We start from the raw sequence: 12798 nt of genomic DNA, 5'->3' as shown, positions 1-12798 counted from the left end.
CTCGCTCCCTGCGCCCTGTTCGTCGCCTCGTCCGTCACATTCGTCGCGTTCGACGATCCGTACGCACGGGAGTCTAGGCCCTGCTAAAGACTTGGTAAGCAAGTGGATCGGGCACAGGGGGTGGGGTTATCCCTACTTCATCCCACCCAGCTACCCCATGGCATCCGCCCCCGAGGCCCGGCAGGCTTGACACATGACCGCGACGAACTCCCGCCCGCTCGACTCCGACCGGCCGCCGCCCGTGCGCTTTGCGTTCGAGCGGCACACCTGGAAGGAGATCGCGCATCTCCTGTCCAATCTGCCCACGTCCCTGGTCGGATTTATTTACGTCGTGTTCATGGTTGCCACCGGCAGCGGCCTGGCGGTCACCGTCGTCGGGCTGCCGATGCTCGCCGCCGGACTGCTCGGCGCCCGTCAGCTCGGCAAACTGGAGCGGGCCCGCGCCAGGGCGCTGCTCGGTGTGCGGGTGGACGAGCCGAGCCGTCTGGTCACCGGGGGCGGCGGGTTCTTCAACCGGCTGTGGGCGGGCCTGAAGGACCCGGTGGGCTGGCGGACGGTGCTGTACGAGTTCATCCGGCTGCCGTGGGGGGTGCTGACGTTCGCCGTGGTCATGCCGAGTCTCTTCGTACTGTGGCCGGTCCTTCCGTTCATCGCACGGGGGCTGACCAACGTCGACCGGGCGATGGTCCGCGGCCTCCTCTCGCCCTCCGACGAACTGGAGCGCAGGATCGCCGAGCTGGAGTCCGACCGCGGGGTGGTCGTGGACACCGCGGCGGCCGACCTGCGCCGGATCGAACGGGATCTGCACGACGGGGCGCAGGCCCGGCTGGTCGCGCTCGCCATGGGGCTCGGCCTGGCCAAGGAGAAGCTTCTGGAGGATCCGGACGCCGCGGCCGTGATGGTCGGAGAGGCGCACGGCGAGGTGAAGCTGGCCCTTCAGGAGCTGCGCGATCTGGCCCGGGGCATCCACCCCGCCGTACTGACCGACCGCGGCCTCGACGCCGCACTCTCCTCGATCGCCTCGCGCTGCACGGCGCCGGTGAAGGTCAGCGTCGATCTGACGGAGCGGCCCGCCGAGGCCATCGAGGGAATCGCGTACTTCACGGTCTCGGAGCTCCTCCAGAACGTCAGCAAGCACGCCCGGGCGCGCTCCGCGTCCGTCGAGGTGTGGCGCTCGGCCGACCGGCTGCTGATCCAGGTCCAGGACGACGGGCGCGGTGGTGCGCGGATGGACGGCGGTACGGGTATGGCGGGGCTCGCCGACCGGCTCGGCGCGGTCGACGGCCTCTTCGTGCTGGACTCGCCGGTCGGCGGACCGACCACGGTGACGGCGGAACTGCCCTGGCGGGACCGCGGCTGAGCCGTCCCGGCCGCCGTACGCCGTATCCCGGCCGGCCGCATTCCTGGAGTCTCTCCGGCCCCGGCCCCGGACCAGGGGGTGGGGAAAACCCCCGGTCGAAGACGGTGCTCCGCCTCATGGTCCGCGCCTCCCCGGCCCAGCACCATGGACGTGTAACCAAGACACCAGCCAGCCGAGCAGGAATGGACGACGCCATGGCCACGGATTACGGCATTCGCACCCGGGACCACCGTGTGCCTGCGGCGCTGCGGGCACCGTTCGAGGGGCGCACCTGGCGCGAGTTCGGGTATCTGCTGCTGTCGCTGCCGATCAGCATCGTGATGTTCTCCTTCGGGATCACGATGTTCTCGGCGGGGGTCGGCCTGGTGATCACCTTCCTCGGCATCCCGTTGCTCGCCGTCGGGCTGGCCGCCTGCCGCGGCTTCGGGGCGATGGAGCGGGCCCGCGCGCGGGCGCTGCTGAGGGCCGATGTGCGGGACCCGGCTCCCGTGCGGGGCAGGACCGGCGGCGCGATGTCGTGGGTGGGCGCCGTCCTGAAGAGCGGGGCGTCCTGGCGCCACCTCGTCTACTCGCTGGTGCACTTCCCGTGGGCGGTCTTCGCCTTCGTGGTGTCGGTGACGCTGTGGACGACCGGCTGGGCGACGCTGACGTACCCGCTGTGGCAGTGGATCTTCCCGGCCTACACCCACCAGGGCGGCATCCAGCTGTACGGCGACGGGGCGCACAACGTCTACCTGGACAACCCCCTCGAGATCGGCCTGACCAGCCTGACCGGTCTGGTCTTCGTCCTCGTCACCCCCTGGGTGATCCGCGGGCTGGCCTCCGTGGACCGGCTGCTGGTGGTGGGGCTGCTCGGCCCGTCGCGGCTGGACACCCGGGTGACGGAACTCGAATCGGACCGCGGGGTGGTCGTGGACACCGCGGCGGCCGACCTGCGCAGGATCGAACGGGATCTGCACGACGGGGCGCAGGCCCGGCTGGTCGCGCTCGCCATGGACCTGGGCCTGGCCAAGGAGAAGCTGACGGCGGACCCGGAGGCGGCGGCGCGGATGGTCGACGAGGCGCACGGCGAGGTGAAGGTCGCCCTTCAGGAACTGCGTGACCTGGCCCGGGGCATCCACCCGGCCGTACTGACCGACCGCGGCCTGGACGCCGCACTCTCCTCGATCGCCTCGCGCTGCACGGTGCCGGTGCAGGTCGAGGTGGACCTGCCGCACCGGCCGGCCGCCGCCATCGAGGGCATCGCCTACTTCACGGTCTCCGAGCTCCTCCAGAACGTCAGCAAGCACTCCCGGGCGACCCGGGCGACGGTGGACGTCTGGCAGGTGGAGAACCGGCTCATGCTCCAGGTCACCGACAACGGCCGCGGCGGCGCCGGCGGGCCCGGCGACGACTCGGCGGCGGGCACCGCGGGCAGCGGTCTCGCGGGGCTGGCGGAGCGGCTGGACGCGGTCGACGGGCTGCTGGTCGTCGACTCCCCGGTGGGCGGCCCGACGAGCATCACCGCCGAACTGCCCTGGCGCGGCTGAGCGCGTCCCGGAAGCACCGCCGTCCGACCGGGCCCGGCCCCACGGCCCACCGCCCGCTGTCCCGCACCGGCCGTCCACGTGACGAAGCCCCGAAGGTGACGTAGCCCCGAGGTGATGAACTCCGGGGAATATCAGATACTTTGTCCCTCGCTCGGCGCGATTGCGAGCGGGGGGATCCGATACTTCCCCCTCGGCCCCCGCCCACACCGGCACCGATGCTGGGATGCTGGTGCGAGCAGGGCGGACATCATCATCAACTGGGGGGCTTCAGCGTCGTGGAGGACAGAGTGCGTGTGGTCATCGCCGAGGATTCAGTGCTGCTGCGGGAGGGCCTGACCCGGTTGTTGACCGACCTCGGTCACGACGTGGTCGCAGGCGTGGGGGACGCGGAGGCGCTGATCAAGACGATCGCGGACCTCGCGGCGCAGGAAGCACTGCCGGATGTGGTGGTCGCGGACGTCCGGATGCCGCCCACCCACACCGACGAGGGCGTACGGGCGGCCGTACGGCTGCGCAAGGAGTACCCGGGCATCGGGGTCCTGGTCCTCTCGCAGTACGTGGAGGAGCAGTACGCCACCGAGCTGCTGGCCGGATCCAGCCGGGGCGTCGGCTATCTGCTGAAGGACCGGGTCGCCGAGGTCCGGGAGTTCGTGGACGCCGTGGTCCGGGTGGCGCAGGGCGGGACCGCGCTCGACCCCGAGGTGGTGGCACAGCTGCTGGGCCGCAGCCGCAAGCAGGACGTCCTGGCGGGACTGACGCCGCGCGAGCGCGAGGTACTGGGGCTGATGGCCGAGGGGCGTACGAATTCCGCCGTCGCCAGGCAGCTGGTGGTCAGTGACGGAGCGGTCGAGAAGCACGTCAGCAACATCTTCCTGAAGCTCGGCCTCTCGCCGAGTGACGGGGATCACCGTCGGGTGCTCGCGGTGCTGACCTACCTGAACTCCTAATTACCTGACACCCTGTCAGATAGCGAGGTCGCGGCCCCGCGGCGATGCCGGACGGGGCGGGACCTAGAACCAAAGGATGAGTACCGGCGCCCCCTCCCCGAGGGGGCGCCGGGGGGCCGGGGGACGGTTCAGTCATGACAAACCGGGGCAATCCACTGCATCGGAATGGTGTCCGCTCTATGAGCCCTCAAGGGAAGGCCACCCTTACCGACGTAGGGTGGGATCCGGTGCGCCCGGCCAGCCGGGCCCGTCCGAGCAGCCGCCTCGACGAGGGAGGTCCAGTTCAGTGACCAGCCAGGTCAGTAGCCCAGCCGAGCAGGCCGATGAGGCCGATGAGGCCCTTCTCGGGGAACAACGTGCCCCTTCTGTCGGCAAAGAGGGCTCCGACGCCAAAGAGGTACGCCGACTGAATCGGGTGATCATCCGGTTCGCGGGGGACTCGGGTGACGGGATGCAGCTCACCGGCGACCGCTTCACCTCGGAGACCGCGTCGTTCGGGAACGACCTGTCGACGCTGCCGAACTTCCCCGCCGAGATCCGCGCGCCCGCAGGTACCCTGCCGGGCGTCTCGTCGTTCCAGCTGCACTTCGCTGACCACGACATCCTCACCCCCGGCGACGCACCGAACGTGCTGGTCGCGATGAACCCGGCGGCGCTGAAGGCGAACATCGCCGATGTGCCGCGGGGCGCGGACATCATCGTGAACACGGACGAGTTCACCAAGCGCCCGATGGCGAAGGTCGGTTACGCGACCAGTCCGCTGGAGGACGGGTCGCTGGAGGCCTACCAGGTCCATCCGGTGCCGCTGACGACGCTCACGATCGAGGCGCTGAAGGAGTTCGGCCTGCCGCGCAAGGAGGCCGAGCGCAGCAAGAACATGTTCGCGCTCGGGCTGCTGTCGTGGATGTACCACCGGCCGACGGAGAACACCGAGCGGTTCCTGCGGACGAAGTTCGCGAAGAAGCCGCAGATCGCCGAGGCCAACGTCGCGGCGTTCCGGGCGGGCTGGAACTTCGGGGAGACCACCGAGGACTTCGCGGTCAGCTACGAGGTCGCCCCGGCCACCAAGGCCTTCCCGACCGGGACCTACCGCAACATCAGCGGGAACCTGGCCCTGTCGTACGGGCTGATCGCCGCGGGCCGCCAGGCGGACCTGCCGCTCTACCTCGGCTCGTACCCCATCACCCCGGCGTCCGACATCCTGCACGAGCTGTCCAAGCACAAGAACTTCGGTGTGCGGACCTTCCAGGCGGAGGACGAGATCGCGGGGATCGGCGCGGCGCTGGGCGCCGCGTTCGGCGGGTCGCTGGCGGTCACCACCACGTCCGGTCCGGGTGTGGCGCTCAAGTCGGAGACGATCGGTCTCGCGGTGTCGCTGGAACTGCCGCTGCTGATCATCGACATCCAGCGCGGCGGCCCCTCCACCGGGCTGCCGACCAAGACCGAACAGGCGGACCTGCTCCAGGCGATGTACGGGCGCAACGGCGAGGCACCGGTCCCGGTGATCGCGCCGAAGACGCCCGCGGACTGCTTCGACGCCGCCCTGGACGCGGCCCGGATGGCCCTGACGTACCGGACCCCGGTGTTCCTGCTGTCCGACGGGTACCTCGCGAACGGCTCGGAACCGTGGCGCATCCCGGACACCGGTGAACTCCCGGACCTGCGGGTCCAGTTCGCCACCGGGCCCAACCACGAGCTGGCCGACGGGACCGAGGTCTTCTACCCGTACAAGCGCGACCCGGAGACCCTCGCCCGCCCCTGGGCGGTCCCCGGCACGCCCGGTCTGGAGCACCGGATCGGCGGGATCGAGAAGCAGGACGGCACCGGGAACATCTCCTACGACCCGGCCAACCACGACTTCATGGTCCGCACCCGGCAGGCCAAGATCGACAACATCGAGGTCCCCGACCTGGAGGTCGACGACCCGGACCACGCGACCACGCTGGTCCTGGGCTGGGGCTCCACCTACGGCCCGATCACCGCGGCCGTCCGCCGGCTGCGCACCGAGGGCACCGCCATCGCGCAGGCCCATCTGCGCCACCTCAACCCCTTCCCGGGCAACCTCGGCGAGGTGCTGAAGCGGTACGACAAGGTCGTGGTGCCCGAGATGAACCTGGGCCAGCTCGCCACCCTGATCCGTGCGAAGTACCTGGTCGACGCGGTCTCGTACAACCAGGTCAACGGAATGCCGTTCAAGGCTGAGCAGCTCGCCACGGCCCTCAAGGAGGCCAACGATGCCTGAGATCGACTCGCCGCAGGGCCACGGGCAGCCGGGTGGCGCAGGGAACGACCTGCTCCAGCTGGTGCCGAAGGCCGAGGCCAAGCAGTCCATGAAGGACTTCAAGTCCGACCAGGAAGTCCGCTGGTGCCCCGGCTGCGGCGACTACGCGGTCCTCGCCGCCGTCCAGGGCTTCATGCCCGAACTCGGCCTGGCCAGAGAGAACATCGTCTTCGTCTCCGGCATCGGCTGCTCCTCCCGATTCCCGTACTACATGAACACCTACGGGATGCACTCCATCCACGGCCGCGCCCCGGCCATCGCGACCGGACTCGCCTCGTCCCGGCGGGACTTGAGTGTCTGGGTGGTCACGGGTGACGGCGACGCGCTGTCCATCGGCGGCAACCACCTCATCCACGCCCTGCGCCGCAACGTCAACCTCAAGATCCTGCTGTTCAACAACCGGATCTACGGGCTGACCAAGGGTCAGTACTCCCCCACCTCCGAGGTCGGGAAGATCACCAAGTCGACGCCGATGGGCTCGCTCGACGCACCCTTCAACCCGGTCTCGCTGGCGATCGGCGCCGAGGCGTCGTTCGTCGCCCGTACCGTCGACTCCGACCGCAAGCACCTCACCAGCGTGCTCCGCGCCGCCGCCGACCACCCGGGCACGGCGCTGGTGGAGATCTACCAGAACTGCAACATCTTCAACGACGGCGCCTTCGAGGTCCTCAAGGACAGGGAGCAGGCCCAGGAGGCGGTGATCCGTCTGGAGCACGGGCAGCCGATCCGCTTCGGTGCCGACGGCGCGAAGGGTGTCGTACGCGACCACGCGACCGGTGACCTCCAGGTCGTGGCGGTCACCCCGGAGAACGAGTCGCAGATCCTGGTCCACGACGCGCACGCCACGTCACCGACCACGGCCTTCGCGCTCTCCCGGCTGGCCGACGCCGACACGCTGCACCACACCCCCATCGGCGTCCTCCGTGACGTCGAGCGCCCGGTCTACGACACCCTGATGTCCGACCAGCTGGAAGCGGCCGTCGAGCAGAAGGGCAAGGGCGACCTGGCCGCTCTGCTCGCGGGCGGCGACACCTGGACGGTCGCCGGATAGCGCGTCCGACTGCTGTTCCCCGGGGCCCGGTTCTGCTGTGTCAGGACCGGGCCCCGTCGTATGCCCTCACGGTCAGGACCGGACCGGTCGTACGCCCCGCGAGCAGGACCGGACCGTTCGCACGCCCCGTGATCAGGACCGGGCGCCGTCGTACGCCTCGCGCGCCTCGGCCACCTCACCGACCCGCCGCTCGGTCCAGCGGGCCAGCTCCCAGACCTGTTCGGCGGCCTCCCTGCCGAGCGGGGTGAGCGTGTAGTCGACGCGCGGCGGGATGACGGCCTGGGCGTCGCGGCGCACGAAGCCGTCCCGCTCCAGGGTCCGCAGCGTCTGGGCGAGCATCTTCTCGCTGACCCCGCCGACCTCGCGGCGCAGTTCGCTGAAGCGGTACGAGCGCTCCAGGAGCACGGCGAGCACCAGCACCCCCCAGCGGCTGGTGACGTGCTCCAGGATCAGCCGTGAGGGGCACATCTGCCGGTTGACGTCGGGCCTCTCGTTGCTTACGTCCATGCCAGTACCTTACTTCAAAGTGGGCACTATCCCCTGGTTAGTACCTGCCGTAGGGTGAGTGACAGACACCGCACAATGCCATCAAAAGCACCACACCTCACCAAAAGGGAGACAAGCGCCATGAGCATCGTCGTCACCGGAGCCACCGGAGCCCTCGGCCGTCTCGTCATCGACGAGCTGCTCGCCCGGGTCCCCGCCGAGCAGGTCGCCGCAGTCGTCCGCGACAAGGAGAAGGCCGCCGGCCTGGCGGCGCGCGGCGTGGAGCTGCGCATCGCCGACTACGACGACCCCGCGAGCCTCACCGGCGCCTTCCGCTCCGGCGACCGTGTCCTCCTGATCTCCGGCAGCGAGGTCGGCAGGCGGGTCCCGCAGCACACCGCGGTCATCGAGGCGGCGAAGGCGGCGGGCGTCGCGCAGCTGGCGTACACCGGCGTACTGGGCGGCCCCGACGCCGACTTCCAGCTGGCCGCCGAGCACAAGGTCACCGAGCAGCTGATTCTCGACTCCGGGCTCCCCCACACCTTCCTGCGCAACGGCTGGTACACCGAGAACTACACCGCCAACCTGGCGCCGGTCCTCGCACACGGCGCGGTCGTCTCCAACGCCGGTGAGGGCCGGGTCGCCTCCGCCGCCCGCGCCGACTACGCGGCTGCCGCGGCTGCCGTCCTCGTCTCGGACGGGCACCTGGGCAAGGTCTACGAGCTGAGCGGCGACGTCGCCTGGTCGTATCCCGAGTACGCCGCCGAGGTGGCGAAGGCCTCCGGCCAGGAGATCGGGTACCGCAACGTCCCGGCCGCCGCACACCAGGAGATCCTGGTCGGCGCCGGGCTGCCCGAGGAGTTCGCGGCGATCCTGGTGGACGTGGACTCGGCCATCGAGCGCGGCCTGCTGGCCGCCACCAGCGGTGACCTGGCCCGGCTGACCGGCCGCCCCACCACCCCGATCGCCGTCTCGATCGCCGCCGCCCTGGCCTGATCCCGGCCCTGGTCCGAGCCCCGTCCGGGTCCGAGCCACGCCTCCGTCCGAGTCCCGGCCGGGGCGGTCATGACAGCCCCGGCCGCGGCTGTCATGACCGTATGGCGACACGGACATGACACACGGGCCCTCTTCCCCTTACCTTCGACACGTTGTCGGAACATTCCAGGGGAGGGCCCGTGAAGGGGACCAGCGAGCAGCGGACAGGTTTCCTGAACGGCGTTGTCGCGTACGTGCTGTGGGGCCTCGTGCCCATGTTCTGGCCGCTGCTCAAGCCCTCGGGCGCCATGGAGATCCTCGCCCACCGCATGGTGTGGTCCCTGGGCTTCGTCCTGATCGCGCTGCTGCTGATGCGCCGCTGGGCCTGGATCGGGGAGCTGGTCCGCGACCGCCGCAAGCTGGGCCTGATCGCGGTCGCCGCGGTGGTGATCAGCGTCAACTGGGGCGGCTACATCTGGGCCGTGAACAACGGCCAGGTCGTCGAGGCCTCCCTCGGATACTTCATCAACCCGCTGGTCACCATCGCCATGGGCGTCCTGCTGCTCGGCGAGCGGCTGCGCCCGGCCCAGTGGGCGGCCGTCGGCACCGGTGTCGCGGCGGTCCTCGTCCTGGCGGTCGGATACGGCAAACCGCCGTGGATCTCCCTCATGCTGGCCTTCTCCTTCGCCACCTACGGGCTGGTCAAGAAGAAGGTCAACCTGGGCGGCCTGGAGTCCCTGGCGGCCGAGACGGCGGTGCAGTTCCTGCCCGCCCTCGGCTATCTGCTCTACCTGGCCGCCAGCGGCGAGGCCACCTTCGGCACCCCCGCCCACGGCGCGCTCCTCGCCTCCACCGGACTGGTCACCGCGATTCCCCTGATCCTCTTCGGCGCCGCGGCGATCCGGGTCCCGCTCTCCACGCTGGGCCTGCTCCAGTACCTGGCCCCGGTCTTCCAGTTCGGTCTCGGCATCCTGTACTTCCACGAGGCGATGCCGCCCGAGCGGTGGGCCGGCTTCGGGCTGGTGTGGCTGGCGCTGACCGTACTGACCTGGGACGCGCTGCGTAACGCCCACCGGACGCGGGCGCGGGCGGCACGCCTGAAGGCCGAGGCGCGGGCGGCGAAGCCGCAGGCACCGGAGCGGACCCCGGAAGAGCCATCGGCGTCCGCTCCCACGTCGTCCACGGAAACCGCGTCCTCGTCCACGGAATCCGCTTCCTGACCGCGTCCGGACGCAGGGTCAGCCGCCGAGCCCCTTCAGGACATGGGCGATGAGCCGGGTGAGTTCATCGGCGTCGTACGTGGGCCGACGCAGGGTGTGGCGGTAGTAGAGCGGGCCGTACAGCATCTCCACCGCCAGCCCGAGGTCCGTGTCCCGCGGCAGCACCCCCTGCTCCTGGGCGCTGCGCAGCCGGGCGGTGGCCAGTTCGAGGCGCGGCCCGATGAACACGTCCTGCACGGTCCTGGCCAGGTCGTCGTCGTACTGGATCTCGGTGAGGACCCCGGCGTACGCGGGGCCCAGCGGCGGATGGGCCAGCAGCCCCACGACCGCACTCATCTGGGCGTGCAGATCGGCGGCCAGATCGCCGGTGTCGGGGAACGGCCTGGACCCGATGACCGCGGCGTCGATCGCTTCCAGCACCAGTGCGCCCTTCGACGGCCACCAGCGGTAGATCGTCTTCTTGCTCACTCCGGCTCGGGCCGCGATCCCTTCGACCGTGACACGGGCGTACCCGCGTTCGGTGCAGAGCGCGAGGGCCGCCGCGAGAATCGCCTGCTGTGATTTCCCGCTGCGACGCGCGGGGTTGGGCCTGAGGTTCACCGGATGAGTCTATTCACCGGGGTGGCGGCCGGACGCTACGGAGCGTGTTGACAGGGGAAGTTCCACATCCGACAATGAGCGCCGGGGAAACGGTACGTGTCGTGTCGGGCCGCGTCGGGGGACGGCTTCTCGGTACGGCACGTGCCCTCCCTGTGCCCGCGGTCCGGGCGGTCCCCCGCGGTTCCGGCGGCGCCCCGCGGTTCCGGCGGCGCCCCGCCGCCCCTCATGCGGCGATGTCCTTCGCGGTGAACCGCGCCCAGGCCGCCGAGCCGAACACCGCCGCGTACAGCCCTTGCAGATCGAGGTTCCTGACCACGTCGTCCCAGTAGACCGGCGCGCGCAGCAGGTCCGCGAAGGACAGCCAGTAGTGCGGGAAGAGATACGGCTGCACCGCGTCCAACTGCGGGACGGTGTCCAGGATCTGCACGGTGATCAGCAGACCGACCGTCGTGGCCATCGCGGCGATCCCGCTGTTGGTGAGGGTGGAGACGAACAGCCCGAGCGAGGCGACCCCGACCAGCGAGGCGGCGACGACGAGCGCGATCAGCGCCGCGCGGCCGAGGCCGTCGGCGAAGGAGATCTGCGTGCCGGAGATCGTCGTGACGTCGCCGAGCGGGAAGAGCAGGGCGCCCACCGCCAGCGCGGAGAGCGCCACGACGAGGGTCGCCGCCAGGCAGAAGGCCAGCGCGCAGACGTACTTGGCGAACAGCAGCCGGGTCCGGCCCGCCGGGGCGACCAGCAGATAGCGGAGCGTACCGGCGTTCGCCTCGCCCGCGACCGCGTCGCCCGCGACGACGCCGACCGCCAGCGGCAGGAAGACCGGGAGGGTCGCCGCGAGGGCCGCGAAGACCAGGAAGAGACCGTTGTTGGTGACGTCCGTGAGGAAGGCCGGGCCGTCGCTGCCGGTGCCCGCGGCCGAGCCCTTGCCCGTCTCCAGTTTCACGGCGATACCGATGAGGACGGGGACGGCCGCCAGTACGGCGAGCAGCGCCAGCGTGCGCCAACGGCGGAAGGTGGTCGTCAGCTCGGAGCGGAAGAGACCGAGCGACCTGCGGAGTCTCCCGGCGGCGCGCGCGCCCGACCCGGCCTGCGCAACGGTCGGATCACCTGTCCCGGCCGGCACAACGGCCGTGCCGCCCGGCGTGTCGGTCGCCCTGCCCACGCCTCCGTCGGCGATTCCGGCCCCGCTCCCGTCCACGGGCTCAGCCTGCGACATCGAATCCCTCCCCGGTGAGTGCGACGAAGGCGTCTTCGAGCGAGGCACGTTCGACGCCGAAGGATCTGACACGGACACCGCCCCGTACGAGTGCGGCGTTCAGGTCCGCCAAGTCGGTCCCGTCGGACGGTGGTTCACCGGTGACCCGGTCGCCGGTGGCGGTCACGCCGGACACCCCCAGCTCCGTGAGCACCCGGACGGCCTCCCCCGGGTCGGGGGTGGAGACGGCGAGCCGGCCACGGGTCGCGAGCTCGCCGACCGGGCCCTGGGCGAGCAGCCTGCCCCGGGCCATCACGGCGGCGTGGGTGCAGACCTGCTCGATCTCGTCGAGGAGATGGGAGGAGAGGAACACGGTCGTGCCGTCGTCCGCCAACTCCCGTACCAGGGACCGGATCTCGCGCATGCCCTGCGGGTCGAGGCCGTTCGTCGGCTCGTCGAGCACCAGCAGTCCGCGCGGCTGGAGCAGCGCGGAGGCGACACCGAGGCGCTGCTTCATGCCGAGCGAGTACGCCCTGGCCTTCTTGCCCGCGGCCGGGGCCAGCCCGACGCGGTCGAGGGCGGCGTCGACACGGGCCCGCCGGGTGCGCGGATCGGCCTCCGGGTCGGCGGAGTCGTAACGGATGAGGTTGTCACGCCCGGAGAGGAACCCGTACAGCGCGGGCCCCTCGATGAGCGCACCCACCCCGGGCAGTACGGCGCGGGCGGCGCGCGGCATCGGGCGGCCCAGCAGGCGCACGGTCCCGGACGTCGGCTCGATGAGGCCGAGCAGCATCCGGATGGTGGTGGTCTTGCCGGAGCCGTTGGGCCCGAGGAAGCCGAAGACGCTGCCGTGCGGGACCGTGAGGTCCAGCTGGTTCACGGCGAGTTGGCCGCCGCGGAAGCGCTTGGTGAGGGCGCGGGTCTCGATGACCGCAGCCCCGGCCGGGTCCGGTCGGGCTGTTGAGGCCGGCATGGCGGTCCTCCCGTCGTTCGGTGCCCGTACAGGCTCTCAGGCCGGGGCATGTCGTCGAACCGCCGTCCGCCGCGCGGCGCCGATCTGCCCGCAGGGCCGGTGCGCCGGGATTCGGGTCCGGCGACCAGCCGGACAGGCCCCAGGACTTGGGCAGCTGCCCGGGTGGTCCGGGAACGCGGCC

General features: G+C 70.9%; 11 protein-coding genes. 7 read left to right on the top strand and 4 right to left on the bottom strand.

The window, feature by feature from the left end; genetic code table 11:
- Positions 1–193: 193 nt before the first annotated feature.
- From OG709_RS21375 to OG709_RS21355, 5 genes are all read left to right on the top strand, one after another.
- The gene (locus OG709_RS21375) at positions 194–1360 is read left to right on the top strand and encodes a sensor histidine kinase (RefSeq protein ID WP_250299184.1); all 1167 of its coding nucleotides are present in this window, start codon (positions 194–196) and stop codon (positions 1358–1360) included.
- A gap of 194 nt (positions 1361–1554) precedes the next feature.
- Positions 1555–2889, top strand: coding sequence for a sensor histidine kinase (locus OG709_RS21370; protein ID WP_250299183.1), 1335 nt, complete (start codon positions 1555–1557; stop codon positions 2887–2889).
- A gap of 287 nt (positions 2890–3176) precedes the next feature.
- Entirely contained in the window at positions 3177–3836 is a 660-nt protein-coding gene (locus OG709_RS21365; RefSeq protein ID WP_250299181.1) for a response regulator transcription factor, read from the top strand.
- A gap of 286 nt (positions 3837–4122) precedes the next feature.
- On the top strand, positions 4123–6078 hold the full coding sequence (locus tag OG709_RS21360; RefSeq protein ID WP_250299179.1) for a 2-oxoacid:acceptor oxidoreductase subunit alpha: 1956 nt from the start codon (positions 4123–4125) through the stop codon (positions 6076–6078).
- Complete coding sequence (locus OG709_RS21355; protein ID WP_250299177.1) at positions 6071–7168, top strand: 2-oxoacid:ferredoxin oxidoreductase subunit beta; 1098 nt, start codon at positions 6071–6073, stop codon at positions 7166–7168. Before OG709_RS21360 ends, OG709_RS21355 begins: the two co-directional genes overlap by 8 nt.
- 132 nt (positions 7169–7300) lie before the next feature.
- On the opposite strand, the gene OG709_RS21350 is transcribed toward OG709_RS21355, so the two are convergent.
- Entirely contained in the window at positions 7301–7675 is a 375-nt protein-coding gene (locus OG709_RS21350; protein WP_329167480.1) for a winged helix-turn-helix transcriptional regulator, read from the bottom strand.
- A gap of 120 nt (positions 7676–7795) precedes the next feature.
- On the opposite strand from OG709_RS21350, the gene OG709_RS21345 reads away from it, so the two are divergent.
- Both OG709_RS21345 and rarD read left to right on the top strand, forming a co-directional pair.
- Positions 7796–8650 carry an SDR family oxidoreductase gene (locus tag OG709_RS21345; protein ID WP_250299174.1) on the top strand — a complete coding sequence of 285 codons (855 nt, stop codon included), beginning with the start codon at positions 7796–7798 and terminating at the stop codon, positions 8648–8650.
- Positions 8651–8829: 179 nt separating this feature from the next.
- Positions 8830–9849, top strand: a complete 1020-nt coding sequence (gene rarD / locus OG709_RS21340; protein WP_266641396.1) for an EamA family transporter RarD — start codon at positions 8830–8832, stop codon at positions 9847–9849.
- A gap of 18 nt (positions 9850–9867) precedes the next feature.
- Here rarD and OG709_RS21335 read toward each other — a convergent pair whose 3' ends face one another.
- From OG709_RS21335 to OG709_RS21325, 3 genes are all read right to left on the bottom strand, one after another.
- Positions 9868–10449, bottom strand: coding sequence for a TetR/AcrR family transcriptional regulator (locus OG709_RS21335; protein ID WP_266641397.1), 582 nt, complete (start codon positions 10447–10449; stop codon positions 9868–9870).
- A 223-nt stretch (positions 10450–10672) separates the two neighbouring features.
- Positions 10673–11665: an ABC transporter permease gene (locus OG709_RS21330; RefSeq protein ID WP_326694218.1), complete on the bottom strand. Its 993-nt coding sequence runs from the start codon at positions 11663–11665 to the stop codon at positions 10673–10675.
- Positions 11652–12617: an ABC transporter ATP-binding protein gene (locus OG709_RS21325; protein WP_326694219.1), complete on the bottom strand. Its 966-nt coding sequence runs from the start codon at positions 12615–12617 to the stop codon at positions 11652–11654. Before OG709_RS21325 ends, OG709_RS21330 begins: the two co-directional genes overlap by 14 nt.
- Positions 12618–12798: the final 181 nt, after the last annotated feature.

The sequence above is a fragment of the Streptomyces sp. NBC_01267 genome, assembly GCF_036241575.1.
In the GTDB taxonomy this organism is placed as follows: domain Bacteria; phylum Actinomycetota; class Actinomycetes; order Streptomycetales; family Streptomycetaceae; genus Streptomyces.
The sequence above is the reverse complement of the archived record's forward strand: the minus strand, read 5'-3'. Positions and strand labels throughout refer to the sequence as shown.

Coding starts and splice junctions, on each gene's coding strand:
- OG709_RS21330 (WP_326694218.1), bottom strand. CDS start 11,665: ATGTCGCAGGCTGAGCCCGTGGACGGGAGCGGGGCCGGAATCGCCGAC.
- OG709_RS21350 (WP_329167480.1), bottom strand. CDS start 7,675: ATGGACGTAAGCAACGAGAGGCCCGACGTCAACCGGCAGATGTGCCCC.
- OG709_RS21355 (WP_250299177.1), top strand. CDS start 6,071: ATGCCTGAGATCGACTCGCCGCAGGGCCACGGGCAGCCGGGTGGCGCA.
- OG709_RS21345 (WP_250299174.1), top strand. CDS start 7,796: ATGAGCATCGTCGTCACCGGAGCCACCGGAGCCCTCGGCCGTCTCGTC.
- OG709_RS21375 (WP_250299184.1), top strand. CDS start 194: ATGACCGCGACGAACTCCCGCCCGCTCGACTCCGACCGGCCGCCGCCC.
- OG709_RS21370 (WP_250299183.1), top strand. CDS start 1,555: ATGGCCACGGATTACGGCATTCGCACCCGGGACCACCGTGTGCCTGCG.
- OG709_RS21325 (WP_326694219.1), bottom strand. CDS start 12,617: ATGCCGGCCTCAACAGCCCGACCGGACCCGGCCGGGGCTGCGGTCATC.